Annotated in this window: 20 protein-coding genes and 1 tRNA gene; 10 read left to right on the top strand and 11 right to left on the bottom strand. The window is 68.4% G+C overall.

Annotation, left to right across the window (positions count from 1 at the left end; genetic code table 11):
- Positions 1-3: 3 nt before the first annotated feature.
- Both MNR00_RS14320 and MNR00_RS14315 read right to left on the bottom strand, forming a co-directional pair.
- Complete coding sequence (locus MNR00_RS14320) at positions 4-681, bottom strand: FCD domain-containing protein (protein ID WP_241926587.1); 678 nt, start codon at positions 679-681, stop codon at positions 4-6.
- Positions 678-1,466 (bottom strand): SDR family oxidoreductase, encoded by a 789-nt coding sequence (locus tag MNR00_RS14315; RefSeq protein WP_241926586.1) that lies wholly within the window; start codon positions 1,464-1,466, stop codon positions 678-680. The genes MNR00_RS14320 and MNR00_RS14315 overlap by 4 nt, the downstream gene beginning before the upstream one ends.
- An 85-nt stretch (positions 1,467-1,551) precedes the next feature.
- Here MNR00_RS14315 and dgoD point away from each other — a divergent pair, with 85 nt between their 5' ends.
- The 8 genes from dgoD (at position 1,552) to MNR00_RS14275 (ending at position 8,036) form a co-directional block, all read left to right on the top strand.
- Entirely contained in the window at positions 1,552-2,691 is a 1,140-nt protein-coding gene (gene dgoD / locus MNR00_RS14310) for a galactonate dehydratase (RefSeq protein WP_241926585.1), read from the top strand.
- Positions 2,685-3,329 carry a bifunctional 4-hydroxy-2-oxoglutarate aldolase/2-dehydro-3-deoxy-phosphogluconate aldolase gene (locus MNR00_RS14305; protein WP_241926584.1) on the top strand — a complete coding sequence of 215 codons (645 nt, stop codon included), beginning with the start codon at positions 2,685-2,687 and terminating at the stop codon, positions 3,327-3,329. The genes dgoD and MNR00_RS14305 overlap by 7 nt, the downstream gene beginning before the upstream one ends.
- 47 nt (positions 3,330-3,376) lie before the next feature.
- On the top strand, positions 3,377-4,024 hold the full coding sequence (locus tag MNR00_RS14300; protein ID WP_241926583.1) for a GntR family transcriptional regulator: 648 nt from the start codon (positions 3,377-3,379) through the stop codon (positions 4,022-4,024).
- Positions 4,025-4,054: 30 nt separating this feature from the next.
- Entirely contained in the window at positions 4,055-4,699 is a 645-nt protein-coding gene (locus tag MNR00_RS14295) for an asparagine synthase (protein WP_241926582.1), read from the top strand.
- Between the two features lie 68 nt (positions 4,700-4,767).
- Positions 4,768-4,840 (top strand) — tRNA-Arg (locus MNR00_RS14290).
- A 114-nt stretch (positions 4,841-4,954) separates the two neighbouring features.
- The gene (locus MNR00_RS14285; protein WP_241926581.1) at positions 4,955-6,448 is read left to right on the top strand and encodes an L-serine ammonia-lyase, iron-sulfur-dependent, subunit alpha; all 1,494 of its coding nucleotides are present in this window, start codon (positions 4,955-4,957) and stop codon (positions 6,446-6,448) included.
- 50 nt (positions 6,449-6,498) lie between these two features.
- On the top strand, positions 6,499-7,305 hold the full coding sequence (locus MNR00_RS14280; protein WP_241926580.1) for an ABC transporter ATP-binding protein: 807 nt from the start codon (positions 6,499-6,501) through the stop codon (positions 7,303-7,305).
- Positions 7,302-8,036 (top strand): ABC transporter permease, encoded by a 735-nt coding sequence (locus tag MNR00_RS14275; RefSeq protein ID WP_241926579.1) that lies wholly within the window; start codon positions 7,302-7,304, stop codon positions 8,034-8,036. Before MNR00_RS14280 ends, MNR00_RS14275 begins: the two co-directional genes overlap by 4 nt.
- On the opposite strand, the gene hrpB is transcribed toward MNR00_RS14275, so the two are convergent.
- The 4 genes from hrpB to MNR00_RS14255 all read right to left on the bottom strand — a co-directional run bounded on the left by hrpB (position 8,011) and on the right by MNR00_RS14255 (position 14,292).
- Complete coding sequence (hrpB, locus tag MNR00_RS14270; protein WP_241928861.1) at positions 8,011-10,563, bottom strand: ATP-dependent helicase HrpB; 2,553 nt, start codon at positions 10,561-10,563, stop codon at positions 8,011-8,013. The two genes, MNR00_RS14275 and hrpB, sit on opposite strands and share 26 nt — an antisense overlap.
- Positions 10,564-10,639: 76 nt before the next feature.
- On the bottom strand, positions 10,640-12,211 hold the full coding sequence (locus tag MNR00_RS14265; RefSeq protein ID WP_241926578.1) for an SPFH domain-containing protein: 1,572 nt from the start codon (positions 12,209-12,211) through the stop codon (positions 10,640-10,642).
- 181 nt (positions 12,212-12,392) lie between these two features.
- Complete coding sequence (locus MNR00_RS14260; protein ID WP_241926577.1) at positions 12,393-13,739, bottom strand: HNH endonuclease signature motif containing protein; 1,347 nt, start codon at positions 13,737-13,739, stop codon at positions 12,393-12,395.
- A 121-nt stretch (positions 13,740-13,860) separates the two neighbouring features.
- Entirely contained in the window at positions 13,861-14,292 is a 432-nt protein-coding gene (locus MNR00_RS14255; protein WP_241926576.1) for a MarR family transcriptional regulator, read from the bottom strand.
- A 265-nt stretch (positions 14,293-14,557) separates the two neighbouring features.
- On the opposite strand from MNR00_RS14255, the gene MNR00_RS14250 reads away from it, so the two are divergent.
- Positions 14,558-15,172, top strand: coding sequence for a hypothetical protein (locus MNR00_RS14250; protein ID WP_241926575.1), 615 nt, complete (start codon positions 14,558-14,560; stop codon positions 15,170-15,172).
- A gap of 1 nt (position 15,173) precedes the next feature.
- Here the strand turns inward: MNR00_RS14250 and MNR00_RS14245 are convergent, their stop codons facing one another.
- The 4 genes from MNR00_RS14245 to MNR00_RS14230 are packed head-to-tail and all read right to left on the bottom strand — an operon-like array spanning position 15,174 to position 17,104.
- The gene (locus MNR00_RS14245) at positions 15,174-15,623 is read right to left on the bottom strand and encodes a GNAT family N-acetyltransferase (protein WP_241926574.1); all 450 of its coding nucleotides are present in this window, start codon (positions 15,621-15,623) and stop codon (positions 15,174-15,176) included.
- 31 nt (positions 15,624-15,654) lie between these two features.
- Positions 15,655-16,380: a tyrosine-protein phosphatase gene (locus tag MNR00_RS14240; protein ID WP_241926573.1), complete on the bottom strand. Its 726-nt coding sequence runs from the start codon at positions 16,378-16,380 to the stop codon at positions 15,655-15,657.
- A 36-nt stretch (positions 16,381-16,416) separates the two neighbouring features.
- Positions 16,417-16,713 (bottom strand): hypothetical protein, encoded by a 297-nt coding sequence (locus tag MNR00_RS14235; RefSeq protein ID WP_241926572.1) that lies wholly within the window; start codon positions 16,711-16,713, stop codon positions 16,417-16,419.
- Positions 16,706-17,104 carry a VOC family protein gene (locus MNR00_RS14230; RefSeq protein ID WP_241926571.1) on the bottom strand — a complete coding sequence of 133 codons (399 nt, stop codon included), beginning with the start codon at positions 17,102-17,104 and terminating at the stop codon, positions 16,706-16,708. Before MNR00_RS14230 ends, MNR00_RS14235 begins: the two co-directional genes overlap by 8 nt.
- A 54-nt stretch (positions 17,105-17,158) precedes the next feature.
- On the opposite strand from MNR00_RS14230, the gene MNR00_RS14225 reads away from it, so the two are divergent.
- Positions 17,159-18,220, top strand: a complete 1,062-nt coding sequence (locus tag MNR00_RS14225) for a hypothetical protein (protein WP_241926570.1) — start codon at positions 17,159-17,161, stop codon at positions 18,218-18,220.
- A 94-nt stretch (positions 18,221-18,314) separates the two neighbouring features.
- On the opposite strand, the gene MNR00_RS14220 is transcribed toward MNR00_RS14225, so the two are convergent.
- The gene (locus MNR00_RS14220; protein ID WP_241926569.1) at positions 18,315-19,052 is read right to left on the bottom strand and encodes an SDR family NAD(P)-dependent oxidoreductase; all 738 of its coding nucleotides are present in this window, start codon (positions 19,050-19,052) and stop codon (positions 18,315-18,317) included.
- Positions 19,053-19,071: the final 19 nt, after the last annotated feature.

Here is a 19,071-nt window from a genome sequence, read left to right as displayed (position 1 = left end):
GGCTCAGTCGTCCTGGCTGCTGAGGATGTCGCTCATCGCCGTGGTCGCGGCAACCTGATCGCCCGCGGCCACAGCATCCGCCAGTCGGCGATGTGCGGCGATCGCGGCCGGCGAGATCCCCTGCGCCTGCGCCGCGGTCCTGCGATCGCCGAGTGCCTCTGCGACCAGCGAGGCGAGGTCGTCGAGCATGCTGTTGCCCGCCGCCGCGAACAGTGCGGCGTGGAATTCGACATCGGCCGCGACGAAGGCATCGACATCGCCTGCCGCGAGTGCATCCTCCAGTCGGACGGCGGTGCTCGTCAGCGCCTGGAGGGCAGCATCCGATGCCCGCTGCGCGGCAAGCCCGGCGACGACCGGCTCGACGGCCGATCGCAGCTCGAGCAGTTCGCGGCGCGCGTCGTCGCCGCCCGGCCCGCGCAGGCGCCAGCGGATCACATCGACGTCGAGACCCTGCCAGGCCGAGGCGTCCTGCACGCGCGTTCCCACGTTCTGCCGTGCGGTCACGAGGCCCTTCGCCTCGAGCACGCGCATGGTCTCACGCACGACGGTGCGCGACACCTCGTACTCGGTGCCGAGGGCATCCAGCGGCAGCGCCGACCCCGCAGCAAGCTCGCCATGCACGATGCGGCGCCCGAGGTCGTCGACCATCGCGCCATGCAGGCCGCGGCGCCGGGTGGTCATGACAGTCGTGCGCTGTAGGCGCCGTCGACCGGCCATTCCGCGCCGCTGACGAACGAGGCGGCTGGTGAGAGCAGGAAGCAGACCACGGTGGCGACCTCCTGAGGTCGGGCGGGGCGCCCCATCGGCTGCACGGCGAGGGTCGCTGCGAGCTCTTCCGGTCGCTCGCCGTAGTGGTGTTCGGCGAGCGGGGTCCAGACCATGCCCGGCGAGACGGCGTTCACGCGCACGCCGCGGGGTGCGACCTCGAGGGCGAGCGAGCGGGTGAGGCCGAGCAGCCCCGCCTTCGCCGCCGCATAGGGGAACATGCCGGCCATCGTCAACCGCGCGTGGATGCTGGAGATCGAGACGATCGACCCGCGGCCGGCGTCGAACATGCCTGGCAGCACGGCGCGAGAGCAGAGCCACGCGGCCTTGAGGTCGAGGTCGAAGAACGTGTCCCAGTCCTGCACGCTCATCGCGACGGCGTCGAGGTAGGCGTTGCGGCCGGCGTTGTTCACCAGGGCGGTCGGCGTGCCGAGGGTCTTGGTGGCGGAGGCGACCCAGGCATCCACCGCCTCGGGTGAGGTGACGTCTGCCACCGAGTGGTGCACGCTGAGCCCCTGCGCGGCCCACTCGTCGACGGATCGCTGCGCGACGTCGGCGTCGACATCGCAGAACGAAACCGCGGCGCCCTGCCGCGCCGCCTCCTCCACGATGGCGGCGCCGATGCCCTGTGCGCCACCCGTGACGAGGACGACCTCGTCGGCGAGTGCCTGCGGGTGGGTGGTGGTGGGCTGATGCGACATCTGTGCTTCCTCTCGAAGAGTTGCGTACGATAATATTACTTTCTGGGACGCAACGGAAGCGACCCATCCCCGACGCGGAGGTCCCATGCGCATCGCACGAATCGAGACGTTCACCGTCGCCCCACGTTGGCAGTTTCTGCGCATGGAGACCGACGACGGAATCGTCGGCTGGGGTGAGCCGATCGTCGAGGGCAGCGCCGACGTGGTCGCCGCCGCCGTCAGCGCACTCTCCGAACTGGTCATCGGCGCCGACGCCACCCGCATCGAAGACCTCTGGCAGACGATGACGCGCAGCGGCTTCTACCGTGGCGGCCCCGAGCGATCCTCCGCGATCGCCGGCATCGACCAGGCGCTGTGGGACATCCGCGGCAAGGCGCTCGGCGTGCCGGTGCACGACCTGCTCGGCGGGGCCGTGCGCGACCGCATCCGCGCCTACGTCTGGATCGGCGGCGACGACCCGAGCGAGATCGCCGAGCACGCCGCAGCGCGAGCTGAACAGGGCTACACGGCCGTGAAGATGAACGCCTCTGGCAAGATGCGCCATCTCGAATCAGCATCCGAGATCGGCGGTGTGGTCGAGCGACTGCACTCGGCACGCGAGGCGATGCGCGGCGGCGACGTCGCCATCGACGCGCACGGCCGCTGGACGGCCGCCGTGGCGCGCGCCGCCCTGCACGCCATCGAGGACGCACCGCCGCTGTTCGTCGAGGAGCCGGTGCTGTCCGAGTACCCGACCGCCCTGCGCGACATCTGCGCCGGGACGTCGGTGCCGATCGCCACCGGTGAGCGGATGTTCTCGCGCTGGGACTTCCGCACTGCGCTCGAAGCGGGTATCGCGCTCGCCCAGCCCGACGTCTCACACGCCGGCGGCATCTCCGAGACCCGTCGCATCGCGGCGTTCGCCGAGACCTACGGTGTCGGGCTCGCCCCGCACTCGCCGCTCGGACCGATCGGACTGGCGTCATCGCTGCAGGTCGACTTCGCAAGCCCGAACGCGGTGCTGCAGGAGTCGAGCCTCGGCATCCACTACAACCAGGGCCCCGACCTGCTCGACTACCTCGTCGATCCAGAGCCACTCACCGTGCGCGACGGCTGGTTCGAGCGGCCCACCCGGCCAGGGCTGGGCATCGAGATCGATGAGGCGGCCGTGCGCGCCGCCGACGGCAACGTCGAGTGGCGATCGCCCGTCTGGCGACACGAGGACGGGAGTCTGGCGGAATGGTGACGAGACTGAATCCAGGTGCAGGACTGTCCGAAGGGCGCATCGTCGCGATCGTGCGCGACCGCGAGGGGCGCCATCTGCAGGCGGCCTGCGAGACGCTGGTGGATGCTGGGATCGGCGCGATCGAGGTGACCTCGAACACCCCGGGTGCGGCCTCGGCGATCGCGCGACTGGCCGCCGAGGGGGGAGCCGATGTCGGGATGGGCACAGTGCGCACGGTCGAGCACGTGCGCATGGCGGCGGATGCCGGCGCGGCCTTCATCGTCACGCCCACGCTCTCTCTCGAGGTCGGCGCTGCGGCCGCCGATGCGGGTCTGCGCTGGTACCCGGGGGCCATGACGCCCACCGAGATCGAGACGGCGTGGAGCGCCGGAGCGACCGCGGTGAAGGTGTTCCCGGCATCCTCACTCGGCGGTCCCCGCTACGTACGCGAGGTGCTCGCCCCGCTGGACGACATCATGCTGATCCCGACCGGTGGTGTGCGCATCGAAGACATCCCCGCCTACCTCGATGCCGGCGCCTTCGGGCTGGGGATGGGGTCGCCCCTTCTGGGTGATGCGGTGGCCACGGGGGACCTCGTGGCGCTGCGCGCCCGCGCGTCCGCCGCGCTCGCCGCGGTGCATCGCCATTCGCAACGCTGAGGTCACGAATGTGGCCTGACCCCTGTTCGGGATGATTGAATCCGAACATGGTGATCGAACGGAGGACTGCCCTGGAGTCGGAGCGCGTGGCCACAGCCCTGCGCGATGACATCATGCTGGGTCGCCGTCTGCCTGGATCGAAACTGGTCGAGCGCGACATCGCCGCAGAGCTGCAGGTGTCGAGGCTGCCGGTGCGAGAGGCGATCCGCGCACTCGTCGCCGAAGGCATCGTCGTGGCACGTCCACGCACCTGGGCGGTGGTGCGCGAGTTCTCTCACGAGGATCTGAAGGACTTCGCGGAGGTGCGCGAGGCGATCGAGACACTCGCGTTCGCCTTGGCGACCGCGCGCATCGATGCCGCCGGCATCGCCCAGATGGAGTCGCTCGTCGAACGTGAGGAGGAGGCGGCGGCCGTGGGCGACGTGGATGCTGCGCACGAGGCGTCCTCCGACTTCCACATCACGGCCGTGCACCTCTCGGGCAACGCCATGCTGATGGAGCTCGCCGCCTCGCTGGTCACCCGACTGCGCTGGCTGTTCGGCCAGCACGTGGACCTCGGACACATGGCCGGCGCGCACCGCACCATCCTCGACGCCATGCGCCGGCATGATGTCGACGCGATCCGCGCGCTCATCCCCGCTCATCTCGCCGAAGGGCGCGCCGCCGCCGAAGAGAGGCTGCACCCGCGTCGGTGACTGCCGGTACGCTCGACTCGGGAGGTACTCGTGGGACGAACAGCGGATGCCATCGCCGAGGGCGTAGCCATCGCCACGGCGGCCGCTCGGCTGACCGTGAAGAACCAGATCCTGGTCGGCACGATCGCGCGCGGCGGGACCTTCGACCTCGACCACTACGTGGCCCAGGCACACAACGCGCTGCTCGCCATGGCGCAGGAGTCCGAAGAGGCGGCTGAGTTGCTCACCAAGCTGCGCAAGCGCGCGCGGGGGCGGCACTCCGACCCGCACGGCACGCACGACTACCGCGACCGCGACGTGCGCAACCTGCGTCGTCGCACCAAGCAGTCCCTCGGTGTCGCCGAGCGGCTGCGCAAGATGGCCGATGATCCAGAGGCGCTCCGCGCGCTGGTGGAGGATGCCCGTGCGGCGGCCTGGGGTGATGTGCGCAGCAATCTCGATCGGCGACTGCGGGTCGAGGGCATGCGCCCGGATCAGGACCCCGATTACGACACCATGCGCGAAGCGCGGATGCAGGCGCTCAAGCTCGTCGATCTGCAGGCTCTGTCGTCCGAGCAGCGGTCTCGGCGCAAGCGTGAGAAGGCGGCCGAGAAGGTCGCTGAGAAGGACACGTCGAAGGTGTCGGCGCGTGCTGAGCGCAGTGCGCGACGCGACGCGCGGACCGTCAACAGCTGAGCCCGGCGGCGATTTCACTTCTCGCCAGATCGTGTTGTAGGCTGTTCCTTGGCCCGCTGAGCGGGTTTGCGCCTCTAGCTCAATGGATAGAGCATCTGACTACGGATCAGAAGGTTGGGGGTTCGAGTCCCTCGAGGCGCACACTGTGTTGAGACAGTATTGAAACCCCCGTCGCGAAAGCGACGGGGGTTTTGTTTTCGGCTGCGTTCCTGTGCTTGTCGGGCCGGTCCCGTGTACGAGACGTAGGCTGGAGGGGTGACTGCGTACGTCTCGGCTTTCGACCTGTTCTCCATCGGCGTAGGGCCCTCGAGCTCCCATACAGTGGGGCCGATGCGGGCCGGCGTCGACTTCGCCGCCCGGCTGCGCGCCGAGGGTCTTCTCGACCGCGTCACGCGGGTGACCTGCGAGCTGTTCGGCTCGCTCGGCGCCACCGGCCTCGGCCACGGCACACCGGATGCCGTGCTCGCAGGACTGCAGGGCCTTCAGCCCGAGACCTGCGAACCCGACGACGTGCGCGCGCTGTGGACCCAGTGGCCAGAGGGACGCGAGCTGATGCTGGCGGGCGAGCACGCGATCGCCTTCGCCAAGGACGACGTCGCGTTCGTTCCGCGCACCCGACTGCCAGGGCATCCGAATGCGATGACCCTGCATGCGCTCGACGCGGCCGGTGCTGCCGTGCTCGAGGAGACGTACTACTCCGTGGGCGGCGGTTTTATCCGCCGCGACGGCGAGGAGGCGCGCGTCACCACGGCTGAGCAGCCGTTCCCGTTCCGCGACGCCGAAGAGCTGATGGCACTGTGCGATGAGAACGGCATGACGATCGCCGAGATCGCCAGAGCCAACGAGACGGCACTCCGCAGTGAAGAGGAGGTCGCGGCCGGGTTGGACGCGATCTGGGACGCGATGTCTTCGTGCGTCGATGCGGGGCTGCACGCCGACGGCACGCTGCCGGGCATCCTCAAGGTCAAGCGTCGCGCCGGTGACATCCGCGTGCAGCTGGAGGCCTCAGAGGCCGATGGCCACCGCGAGCTGCCAGGGGAGTGGCTCGGAGCCTTCGCGCTGGCCGTCAACGAGGAGAACGCCGCAGGCGGCCGGGTCGTCACCGCGCCGACCAATGGGGCGGCCGGCATCCTGCCGGCGGTCGCGATGTACTGGTGGCGTTTCCTGGCGGACTCCGGCCTCGGCATCGGCAATGCCGTCACCCCGCACGGCGAGCTGGTCGGCAGCGCGCTGCTCGGGTTCCACTCGCCCGGCGGTGAGGCGCCGTTCGATGCGGAGCCCGAAGACGACGTCGCCGAGGCGAACCGGCGCCGTGGCATCCGACGCTTCCTGCTGACGGCCACCGCGCTGGGCTCGCTGTTCAAGGCGAACGCGTCGATCTCGGGTGCCGAGGGCGGCTGCCAGGCCGAGGTCGGCTCGGCGTGCGCGATGGCCGCCGGCGGTCTCACCGCCGTGATGGGCGGCACGGTGCGGCAGATCGAGAACGCCGCCGAGATCGCCATGGAGCATCACCTCGGCCTGACCTGCGACCCGATCGGCGGGCTGGTGCAGATCCCGTGCATCGAGCGCAACGCGATCGCCGCGTCCACCGCCGTCACGGCGACCCGGCTCGCCTTGCGCGGCGACGGGACGCACTACGTCTCGCTGGATGCCGTCGTCGAGACGATGCGCCAGACGGGCCTCGACATGTCGACGAAGTACAAGGAGACCAGCGAGGGCGGTCTCGCCGTGAACGTCATCGAGTGCTGACCACTCTGAACTCTTGACGCCATCGGGCTGAGAGGCGGATAGTTCTCAGCGTGGGGGATGACGCGCGCGACGCAGTGATCATCGACGGGCTGCACGTCCGTCGGGGAAAGCATGCGGTGTTCGATGGGCTGTCGCTTCGGATCCCGCACGGCCAGGTGATCGGGCTGCTCGGTCCTTCCGGCTGCGGCAAGACGACCCTGATGCGCTCGATCGTCGGCGTGCAGCGCACACAGGGCGGCACGGTACAGGTGCTCGGCGAACCCGCGGGGTCGCCCGCCCTGCGTCACCGCGTCGCCTACGGCACGCAGGGGGCAGCGGTGTACCCCGACCTGACCGTGCGTGAGAACCTGCGCTACTTCGCGTCTGTGCTTGGCGCATCGCGCGCCGACGTCGACCGGGTGCTCGGCGAGGTCGGGCTCGCCGACCAGGCATCGCAGTCGGTGGGCGCCCTCAGCGGCGGGCAGCTGAACCGGGTCTCGCTGGGCATCGCACTGTTGGGTGCGCCTGAACTGGTGGTGCTCGACGAGCCGACCGTCGGTCTCGATCCGGTGCTGCGGGCCGAGTTGTGGGGGCTGTTCCGTCGGATCGCCGATGCCGGCACCACCATGCTCGTCTCCAGCCACGTGATGGACGAGGCGCTGCGCTGTGACCGGCTGCTGCTGATGCGTGAAGGGCGGATCATCGCCGACACGACGCCGCAGCAGCTGCTCGAGACGACAGGGGAGTCGGATGCCGAGGCGGCGTTCCTGGCGCTGATCGAGCGGGACACGGACGCGGGGTCTGCGGGTGCGGCGGGTGCTGCAGGCAATCAACCCCAGCCGGAGACGCGGCGCTCGCGGCGGGAGGCGGAGCGATGAACCTCCGCCGCACGTTCGCCACAGCCGGGCGCGTGCTGCAGCAGCTGCGGCACGACCCACGGTCGATCGCGCTGATGCTCGTGGCCCCCAGCCTGCTGGTGGGACTGTTCGCGTGGCTGTTCGCCGATCAGGACGGCGTCTTCGACACATTCGGCGGGGCGATCCTCGCCCTGTTCCCGTTCATCGTGATGTTCCTGATCACCTCGATCACCACGCTGCGCGAGCGCCGTTCCGGCACTCTGGAGCGACTGATGACGACGCCGCTCGGCAAGGGTGACTTCATCGTCGGCTACGCGCTCGCGTTCGGAGCCATGGCGGTGCTGCAGGCCGTCGTCACCGTGCTGTTCGCGGTGTACGTCTGCGGGCTCGACGTGGAGGGGCCGTTGTGGCAGCTCGGCTCGGTCGCGGTGTTGGATGCTGTGCTCGGCACCTCACTCGGGCTGCTCGCCAGCGCGTTCGCGCAGACCGAGTTCCAGGCGGTGCAGTTCATGCCGATCCTGGTGTTTCCGCAGATCATCCTCGGCGGGCTGTTCATGCCGCGCGATCAGATGCCCGACGTGCTTTACGCCATCTCGGACTGGCTGCCGCTCAGCCATGCGATCGACGCGACAGGCGCCGTCGCAGCCGGTGACGAGGGCTGGGACGTGGCCGGACCGCTGCTGATCGTGGCGGCGTTCACCGTCGCGTTCCTGGTGCTGGCGCCGTTCACCCTCCGGCGTCGGACTGCCTAGCAGCCCTGGCTTTCGTGTGGCGGGTGGGGGCCGCCGCCCACGGGTCCTCCGGCCACGGATGCTTCGGGTATCGGCCGCGCATCTCGGCGCGCACCTGCGCGTACGGGCCCGACCAGAACGATGCGAGGTCGTCGGTGACCGCCAGCGGCCTGCCCGCCGGCGACAGCAGATGGAACAGCACCGGCACGCGGCCGTCCACCAGACGCGGGGTCTCGGCCCAGCCGAAGCACTCCTGCAGTTTCACCGCGACGACGGGACGGGCGTCCGGTTCGTCGAGGGGCGGATAGGTGAGGCGAACGCGCGAGCCGCTTGGCACTTCGAGCCGCTCGGGGGCGAGCGTGTCGAAGCCGGTGGCGGCCGGCCACGGCAGCAGGCGGCGCAGCGCCGGTGCGAGATCGACCTTCGCGGCCGACGTCCCCTTCGCCAGGGAGTCGAGCTCAGGCCCGAGCCAGGTCTCGAGCGCGTCGAGCAGCCCATCGTCGGAGACATCGGGCCACGGGGACCCGAGTTCGCGGTGCAGGAGTGCGAGTCGGCGCCGGAGATCGTCGGCAGCATCCGACCAGCGGAACAGACCGAGCCCCTGCGTCTGCACAGCTCGACGGACAGCATCCCGGCCCTCTTCAGCCGTCGCCCGCACCGGCACAGAGGAGCGCACGATCGCCCCCACCCTGCGCTCGCGCCGGGCGGTGAGCCGCCCGCCGGTGAACTCCGCCTCGACCCGATCTGTGATCAGGTGATCGGCCGCCCTCTCGACCTGCTGCTCGGTGATGACGGCAGCGGCGCGGATGATGGCGCCAGAACCCGCCGCCGCGCGGCCGGACGCGCGCGTGACGTCGGCGACGGCGAGCCAGTCGGCGCCCGCGAGCGACCCGCGCACCCCGGCGCGGGTGCCGGATGCCAGCAGGAACGTCGCCCCGTCTGCGGTGCGGTCGACGCGGCGGGCGATCCGCTCGGGGAAGGCGAGGGCGATGACGAGCCCCGCGTCATCCGATGAGCCCTTCCGGTCTCCGGGTGTGGTGAAGCGCAGCATCCGATCGACATCCTGCGACCAGCGTCGCGTCTCGGGTCCGCGTCCGTTGCGGAGCGTGACGATGGCGGCGGCGATGTCGACATCGGGAAGGCGGCTGTCGCCGCTGAGCAGGGCGACGACTTCGGCGGCGAGGCGTGCGCCGACCAGCGCGCTTCCTTCGCGCAGTGCGCGGGCCAGGCGTGGGTCGGTGGGGATGCGGGCGAGGGCGCGGCCGTCGCTGGTGGCGCGGCCGTCGTCGTCGATCGCGCCGAGACCGCGCAGCACGGCGAGCGCATCTCGCAGGCTGTCGGCGGGCAGCGGGTCGATCAGCCGCAGTCCTGTGCCGCCCGGGGCGCCCCAGCAGGCGAGCAGCAGGGCTGCATCGGCGAGGTCGGCCGTCGCGATCTCGGGGGCGGGGCGTGCGGGCGCTGCGGCGTACGTGCGCTCGTCGATGCAGCGGATCACGGTGCCTGGACCCTGCCTCGTGGCGCGACCTGCCCGCTGGATCGCCGAGGAGCGGGATGCCCCGGAGGTGACCAGGCCGGTCATGCCGCGCGCGGCGTCGCGCTGCGGGTACCGGGCCAGGCAGCTGTCGACGACCAGCCGCACGCCAGGGACGGTCAGAGACGACTCGGCGAGCGAGGTGGTGACGATGATGCGGCGCGGCTCGTCGGGCTTTCGGCCACGGATCACGGCATCCTGCGCCGCGGCGGGCATCTGGCCGTGCAGCTCGCGCACGTCGAACTCGGGCTGAGGAAGGCGCCGGGCGATCTCGGCCACCTCGCGCGCACCGGGGGCGAACACGAGGACGTCGGCGGCGGGGTCGGTCAGGACGCGGGCGGCGGATGCTGTGGTGCGCGCGACATGGTCGAGGAAGTCCCAGGTGACGCCGCGCTCGTCAAGGCGCGGCGACGCACTCGGTGCCCAGCGCTCGGTGAGCGGGAAGGCGGGGACGGTGTGCTCCACGACCGGTGCGGGAGTGCTGTCGGTGCCGAGTACGGCGGCGATGCGGTCGGCGTCGAGGGTGGCCGACATGGCGATCAGCGTGAGATCCTCGCGCAGTTCGCGGACCTCGCCGAGCAGCCCGATCAGCAGGTCGGTCTCGAGGGCACGTTCGTGGACCTCATCGATGATGACGGCGTCGATGCCTTCGAGGTCGGGGTCGTCCAGCATCCGACGCAGCAGGACTCCGGCGGTGACGAACTCGACTTGCGTTGCGGGGCTGACCTTGCGCTCGCCGCGGACGGTGAAGCCGACGCGGCCGCCGAGCGGCGTGCCGTCGAGCTGTGCGAGTCGGCGGGCGGCCGCTCGGGCGGCGACGCGGCGCGGCTGGGTGACGATGACGCGGCCGGGGGAGCGGGATGCCAGCAGTGGCGGCACCAGGGTCGTCTTGCCCGTGCCGGGTGGGGCGCTGATGACGACCGAGGTCGAGGTGTCGAGGGCCGCGGTGACGTCGGCGAGTGCCGCGGCGAACGACAGGCCGTCGCCGATCCGCGCCAGGTCGAAGGCTGCAGTCATCACGGGTCCAGTCTGCCGCGTAAAGACGGAGCCGCCCCGCCGAGTGGCGGAGCGGCTCGCTGTCACTGGTGGTGGATCACTCCGCGGCGGGGGTCTCCGGTGCGGTTGCCTTCTTCGTGGAGGCCGCGTTCTTCGCGGTCGCCTGAGGTGCAGCATCCGCCACCTGGGCGACGCCGGCGCCGAAGCCGCGGCCGACGGCCTGGCCCTGGATGATGGCGGCGAGGTCGAGGCCGGTGGCGGCGTTGACGCTGTCGAAGACGGCGCGCATGGCCCTGGCGTTGTCGCCGCCGACGACGCTGGAGGCGCCGTCATCGCCGTTGCCGCCGATGATCGAGACGTTGCCGATGGCCGAGTAGCCCTTGGCGAACTCGGCCATGATCGACGGCAGCACGTCGAGGACGCGCTGCGAGAGGAACGCTTCCTGGTTCGAGGCGATGGCCTTCGCCTCGGCCTCGACGGCGGCCGCGCGGGCTTCACCCTCGGCGCGGATGGCGTCGGCTTCGGCGTTGGCGCGCAGTCGGCGTGCCTCGGCTTCGGCGTTCGCGTTGTCGCGCAGTGCGGCGGCCTCACCGGCGGCGCGGGCCTTGTCGGCCTCTGCCTGCTGCTCGGCGATGCGGGTGCGGGCCTCAGCCTGCTTGACCTGCTCGATTGCGGCGGCCTCAGCGGACTTCTCGCGGGTGAACAGGTCAGCCTGGGCGCGGGTCTCAGCCTCGTAGCGCTGCGCGTCGGCGACGCGCTTGACGTCGGCGTCGAGCTGGGCCTGCTTGTTCTCGGCGTTCTGCTGCAGGACGGCCTGCTCAGCCTGCGCGCGAGCGAGGTGCTCGGCCTGCTCTGCCTCGGCACGGGCACGGCCGATGCCGGCGTTCGAGTTTGCGGTGTTGGTGTCGAGGGCAGTCTGCTCGATCAGGTTCGCCTCGTTGTTGGCGATGTTCTTCTGGTTGATCGCACGGTCGGCGTTGGTCTGCGAGATCTCGGCGGCTTGACGCTTCGCCTGGATCTCGGGGGCGCCGAGCGAGTGGATGTAGCCGACGGCGTCGGTGATGCCCTTGATCTGGAACGAGTCGAGGATCAGACCCTGCTCGGCGAGCTCCTGCGAGACGTCGGCGGCGATCTGGTCGGAGAACTTCTTGCGCTCGCGCATCAGCTCGACGACCGAGAGCGTGGCGACGATGCCGCGCAGTGCACCTTCGAGCTGTTCAGTGGTGAACTGCTCGATGGCCGCGTCCTGCGAGGCGAAGCGCTCGGCGGCGCGGCGCACGTACAGCGGGTCGGAGCCGATCTTCACGATCGCAACGCCGTCGACGTTGAGGGTGACGCTGTCGAGCGACTGCGCCTCGGCGTTGAGCGAGACCTGGCGCGAGCGCAGCGAGATGATCTCGTGACGCTGCGTGATGGGGTTGACCAGCGACTTGCCGTTGACGATCACCGTGACCGGCGACTCGGCGAGCTCTGAGCTGGTGCTGCCATCGGCGTTGATGACGGCGCGCTGCACCTTCTGCTTGCGCCCCGAGATGACGAGTGCCTCGTCGGCTCGAGCGACCTTGATCCAGCTGCGTGCGAACAGCAGCACGATGAGCAGGACGATGATGACGGCAACGACGGCGATGCCGGTGATGATCAGGATGCCGATTGCTCCGGCGATCTCCATAGTGTCTCCCTAATGCCCGATTCCCCTCGAACAAGGCCTTCTGCAACCTTGCCAGAGAACGAGGGGGGCTCGCTCCACGCAGGGGCTCGCGGCCAGTGCGCGGAGCGTGGGGTGCGTCGGTCTGGCGGGGTGAGTCGGAGCGCGCGGCGTGCGCCCGGCTCGCGGTGGGGCACACTGCCGATCAGGCGGCGAGGTCGTATCTGGCGAGTCCGCCGAGGCGCGGGGTGCGGGACGGATCGACGCTTGGTGGCGGGATGAACCAGACCCGTGCCGCGACGCCTGTGCCATCAATGCGGATGTTCCACCCGTTGTCGTGAATCCGGTGGTGGCAGCTCTCGCAGAGCAGCACCCCGTTGGACAGGTCGGTGGGACCGGTGTCTCGCTGCCACCATCTGATGTGATGGGCGCGGGTCATGTCGGGCGGAAGCGTGCACATCGCGCACCCGCCGTCGCGTTCCGCGAGGGCAAGTCGCTGCGATCGGGTGAAGAAGCGCTTCTCGCGGCCCCAGTCGAGAATTTCGCCTGAAGTGCCGAGGACGCAGGGGATGACGCCGCCCGAGGCTGCCATGCGGCGGACCGCGCTGATGCTGATGGGCTGGTCAGAACCGTCGATGGTGCCGTATCCGGTGCCGTTCTGCAGGTCTTCGAGTCCGACACGCACGACGACGGTGGCGCCGGCCATGGCGGGGGCGTCGTTGTCGCATCCCAGGGAATGCCGACAGAGAGCGATCAGGGCATCTGCCTGCATCTGAGGCACGGTGCGGTGATCGGCGTCGGGGGCGTCGGGGTCGAGAACGTTCTCACGGGCCGCGAACTCGGCGGACACGCTGCCGTTGATCGCCGCGCGCAGCGCTGCGCCGTCGGCGATAGGGAGGGATCCGTTGAAGTGGAGGTCGCCGTCGCGCTCGAACATGGTGAGGTGGCGCCGGTCGTGCGCTTCTTCCTCACGCGGCTCGACGCCGTCGGGGTCGAGCCACGCTTCGGCGCGGGTGAGCAGCTTGCGCACCTCGTCGAGGGACAGGCTGACGGCGTGCTCGGCGAGCATCTTCTCGGCTGCTGCCAGGTGCTCGGGCGTGATCTTCAGGCGCACGCGGTCGAGCAATGCGATGATCAGCCCCGCCGCGGCGGCGCTCAGCAGTCCGGCCCGCAACGTGTTCTGCACGGCGGGGTAGCGAGCGGGCAGGCGGTCGCCGACAAGGTCGGTGCGCGGCGCCGTGGCTTCGCCGACCTTGATCAGGCGGGACGCTTCACCCGCGGAGATGCCGGTGGTCGTGGCGATCAGCTGCGACGCGTTGCGGAAACCCTGCTGCTTGGCCAGCGAGTTCGATCCGAGACTCGCTCGCGATTCGCTGGAGATTCCCGCCGCGACCTCGGCCTGAAGCGAATCCGTGAGCCGGCGCACCTGTCCCAGTGCTTCATTCGCGGCGATCGACTGCTGTCGGGTCAGGTCGGAACCGTCTCGAGCGCTTGCCCACGCCGCGTGGAGGCGAGAGATCGCCTCATCCAGCGGAGCCAAGTGCTCGTTCATGGGTTCAGTTTACATTGAGTACGTCCGAGTGTCAAACATTTGTTCGAATAGTCTTCGAGAAATCCTGAAAATCAGCATCCGATGTTCTGAGCGCTTCCCTCACTGCTTTCGCAGCTTTGGGCTATTCGTCGTGTCGCAGCTTCTCCGTCAACCCCATCAGTGCGCGCAACTCGGCATCGTCGAGGCGGGCCATCTTCTCGGCAATGGAGCGCCCATGCGAGGTGGCGACCTGGCGGAAGGCGCGGGCCCCGGCATCCGATGCGGTGAGAATCGCCCCGCGACCGTCGTCAGGGTCGGCGGTCTTCGTGAGCAGACCGCGTCCGACCATGCGGTCGACGAGTCGGGAAACGCTCGGCTGGCTGACCAGCATGTTGGCGGTGACATCGCGCAGGCGTGCGGTCATCTTGGGGGCGCGCGTCACGGTGAGCAGCACGTCGTATTCCGCCTGGGTGATCGGGGTGCCCTCGAAATCGGACGCCATCGCGGTGAAGAGCTCGTACTGGGCGCGGAACAGGCTCTCCCACGCGCGGAGGGCGAGTTCACGGTCGGTCATATCGTAAAGCGTAGCGGGGGAATCGGACATGCCGTGGGAAGCATAAGGGCCGGTCGGAGAGGCTTCCGGCCGGCCCTTGTCCCTTGCACCAAGAGTGTCCTGCAATCACATGCGGTGTATGCCACAGCAAACATTCACCGTGCGATTACTCTATAACGGCGGGGTAACGAATGCAACGGTTTGGTCACGAGAAGTTTTGAGACGGCCATGTTCGCGCCTCTGGCGCGCTCTTGCCCAGCAGGGCTCCACATGGTGGGCTGGCCGCATGACGTTCTTCCCGCCAGGCCCCGAGATTCCCGAGCTCGAAGAGGAAGAGGCGGAACCCTCGCAACCGAGATGGTGGCAGGCGCCCGAGGATGAACTGCCTGAACTGCTCCCCGTCTCGGAGGTCCTGGCGGTGACCGACCATGTGGCGGTCGCGCTCATCGGGATCGCGGTGCACAGCGACGGCGTTCAACTCCAGGTGGAACGGCGTCTCCGCCGCAACGGCCTCCCACTGAGGGACTGGAATGAGCTGTGCAATGCGTTCACGGAGCACATGTCGTTCGGCGGACCGATCGACGCGACCGGGCGGCTACGATTCGGCGTCGTGCTGGCGGACGGAACAAAGGTGACTGATGCGTCGCCGTTCTTCGCATGCGGCGACCCGATGGTCGAACCCGAGGGGCACACCCTCAGCCGTCGGCAGTTGGGAGGCGGCGGAGGGGGCAGCACCTACTCATCGGCGGATCACCTGTGGCTCTGGCCACTTCCGCCCGCGGGTCCGATCGAGCTGGTCATGCAGTGGCCGGCGCTCGGCATCCAAGAGACGCGACTTGTCGTTGACGCCAGCCTGGTGCCGGAACTCGCGGCGCGCGCTCAGTCCTTTTGGCCGCGCTGAATCACGAGATCACTGGCGGCGTGAACCGAAGCACATTCGTGTCCCGTCGAACGAAGCCCGCCGACTCGTACAGCCGCAGAGCAGATTCTCGCGACGGACGCGACGTCAGATCGAGTGTGCGCAGCCCGCGATCCGTTGCCAGCTCGGTCATCCGCACCAGCAGGGCTCGGGCGATTCCTCTCCCGCGCATCGATTCGTCCACCACCACGTCATCCACGTGCCCACGGAGCCCAGAGGGCAACGGGAACGTGACGAGAGTGGCCGCACCGACGATCCGCCCGTTGTCTCGCGCGACAATCAGATCGGTGGCGTCATGCTCGATGATCGATTCCAGACGCGACCGGTCGAAGGTCGCCGTTCGTGACAGCTGCGCGAGCAGGCGAGCGATTTCGCTCGCATCGTCGTCATCGACGGATGTGAGTAGTTCGACTGCCGGAGGCATTCCGCTCATCCCGACACCTTAGCCAGTTCGTTTGTTGTGATCAGGTCTCGTCGGGTGTGGCAGCGGCTCCCCGCCAAGTCTCGACGGCTGCTCGCGTCGTGGCGCCGAGGGTCGACCTGCTGAACCAAAGATCGAGGTCGAGGTTCGTGTACATGTCTCGAAACGCCGATTCTGCGGTGTGCCCGAACTGACCGAGGATCTGCTGTCGTTCCTCGACCTCAAAGGATCGCTCGTGCAGCGCTTCCATGGCCTTAGCGTTCGTGAAGGAGCGAAGGTAGTCGGCGGCCGCGGCGTCCTCGGTGACATCAAGCGCGCGCAATAGGACCGCGGCAACGAGGCCGGTGCGGTCCCATCCCGCCGAACAATGAAAAAGAACTGCGCCTTCATCAGCCGTGGCGATCTCCTCGAGCACGAGCGCGAGTCGATGAGGCAGCGTTTGGACGTGGGCGAGATAGTAGAGCGGCGTGCCCCACCGTCCATCTGCTTCATACTCTGCCCAGAAATCCTTCTCGTCGGCGCCGTCGAGGTCGACCTGAACGTGCTTGATCGAAGCGGGAATCTCTCCCGTGCGCTCGTCTGGCCTGCGAAGGTCGATCACGGTGCGCACTCCGTATTCATGGAGCGCTTGCCAACCGTCTGAATCGACTCGTTCCAGCCGTTCTGAGCGAACAAACACGCCATTGGGTGAGAGCGTTCCGTCCTTGCGGCGCAGACCACCGAGGTCGCGGACGTTGGCGAGACCCTCAATGCGGATCGTTCGTTCCATGGCTCCCAGTCTGCCGAATCACCTCTAATCCGACGCCTACAGTGCTGCGGAAAGCAGTCGCGCGTACTGCGCTCGCGCATCGGCGTCCGACGGCATGCCCGGTTCGAAGGGCAACTCCATTCGATCCTTGCTCCTGTCGCGATATCGGGGGATCACGTGCAGGTGAAAGTGGAAGACAGCCTGCCAGCCATCCGATCCGGGATCGGTGTCCATGAAGGCCAGCGTCGTCGCATCCTCGGCAACCTTGTCGCAGGGGATTCGCCCGGCGACGAGCTCACAGAACACGCACGTGGCGTCGGGCAGGCTGCTGTGGGTGAGTGACTGATCAGTCATCGGTCTCCATGGCGAGGGTGTTTCCGTCGGGATCTTCCACCCAGGCGATGCGGCCGCCACCCGCACGAGGGCCGATCCCATGCTCATCTTGATCGAAGCCCTCGTAGCGGACGAGTTCGGCACCGGCCGCGGTCAATTCGGCGACAATCGCATCGAGGTCCTCGACGTACCAGGTGGCGACCGTCGACCGCGTTGATCCCGCCGTGGGTGTCTCGAACACGTTGAGCACGGTCTCCTGCCCACAGGTGTAGAACCGGGCGCCTCCTTCGATGTCGGCGCTCGGTCCGATGCCTGCGGGGACGAGGCCGAGCACGTCCTCGTAGAACGCGGCCGACCGCCTGATGTCCCTCACGCCGATCGACGCTCTCACCGGGTAGTCACTTAGATCCATGACGCCACCCTGCTCTCAAAGCCTGTGAGATCCATCTCGATGATGTTTGGCGCTATGACTGATGTGCTGACAATCGCTGTGCGAATCGTCGGCGTGTGTGACGATCAAGAAGTGAGCTCCGACACCGACAGTCCTCAGATCGGCCCGCTCGATGTCGACGCCTCGGCGCTACTCGGTGAAGGGGGCACCCTCCTGGCGCTCCTCGACCGGTTGGGCGTGCAACTCGAGCACGGTCCAGGTGCCGACATCCCCGCCGACGGATGGCGGGTCCTCCATCGGCAAGACTCTGGTGCTGTGACGATAGGTGCGCCCGCGAGCGCCTCGCCGCAGACCTGGCGCATTGCGCACATCGGCGCTGACCAAAACGGCGCATTGGTGTCCACGACCAGCATTCACCCAGAGGCATTTCCTGTCAGGCGCAGCCGGGCGGAGCGCGCCGGCGGCCTGTCCCTTCGATGGGCGCAACTCAGTCAAGACGAAGCGGAAGACGGTGTATTCGTTATCGACATCGTGAATGTCGGCGCCGCGAGATGGCGGCCCGACGGTGATCCGTTCGTCGTCGTCGGGGTCGTCAGCCGCGCCGGGGGCGCACCCGGGGTGGCGAGCTTCGGGTACGTCAGCGGGCAGAGCCCGGCCGTTCCTTTGGACCCGGGAGAATACGCACGGGTCCACGTCACCATCAGTGAGTCTCAGTGGGCGCCGCTCGAGCCTGGTCGCCATGAACTTCACGCGATGCTCGCGATGCTCCCCGTGCGATCGGCCGAGCCCTTGCGCTTCGACCTGACTCAACAGCAAGTCGACCAGCGACGATCACGACTACGCTCGTGCGCTCGCACTCCAGCTGATGAGGGTGAAGCTCACCGTCGGAACTACCGCCGGCAGAAGGCGCTCGTGGAGAGCGCAAACAGGCTGGAAGAAATCGCTCAAGTCATCACCGGTGCAACCAGCACCGATGAAGCGACAGCGGCAGTGGCGCTCATTCTTCACGGAGACGAGGACGCGGCCCGGGGCATCGTCCAGACGCCCCTGATGCAGTTCACATCGGATGCCATCCAACGGATGCGGGCCAACGTCCTCCGTATCGACCAGGAGCTATGGTCGGTCGATTCGGACTGACCTCAAGGCCCACCCAACCGCAAAGCACACCACGATTACATGCAGCCCGTGTGGGTTGACGATGCGCGGACGAAGGACCTGCGCCCCCGCGGCATCACCAGGCGACCTGACCGGCACTGCTGATGAAGGCCCCAGACGGGGCATCGTCTGGAAGGGAAGCCGCCGCAAGTACGACCTTCACCGCCTCCTCGGCGGTCGTCGGCGCGTGTTCCCGATTTCCGGGCGCAAGGTCGGTCTGCACCCATCCAGGGCACACGGCGGTCACCTTGATCTGTGTGTCGGCGAGCTGTTTGCTCAGCTCGATCGTCAGGCTGTTCACCGCTGACTTGGATGCCCTGTACGCCGGAAACGCACTGTGTCGAAAGAGCGAGTCGGGGTCAGATTGATCCTTCAGGGAGCCCATCGTCGAGGAGATGTTGACGATGCGTCCTGCTGTACTCAATCGCAGCAGCGGCAGGAAGCTCTCGGTCACGATGGCGACTCCCAGCACGTTCGTCGCGAAAGTGCGGGCGAGCGCGTCGACGTCGATGAACTCGACTTCTGCTCTTGAGGTCGCCTCAGGGAGGATGCCTGCATTGTTGACGAGCACATCAAGCCGGCCGTGACGATCGGCAACGGTGGCCGCGGCCGCCATCACCTCGGACGGCGACGTCACGTCCAACGTCAACGCTTCTGCCGCGAGTCCCTCGCTCGCAATCTTTTCGACGGCATGGTGCACTGAGTTTGCGTCGCGTCCAGCGACGATCACTGTCGCGCCTGCTCGAGCGAATGCTGTTGCGGAAGCGAGGCCGAGGCCCCGGTTGGCGCCGGTGACGAGTGCGATCCTGCTCATGACGAATGTCCTTTCGCCC

It is taken from the genome of Microbacterium sp. H1-D42 (assembly GCF_022637555.1).
Lineage (GTDB): Bacteria > Actinomycetota > Actinomycetes > Actinomycetales > Microbacteriaceae > Microbacterium.
Note: the sequence above shows the minus strand (reverse complement) of the source record. Positions and strands in the feature narration are given on the sequence as shown.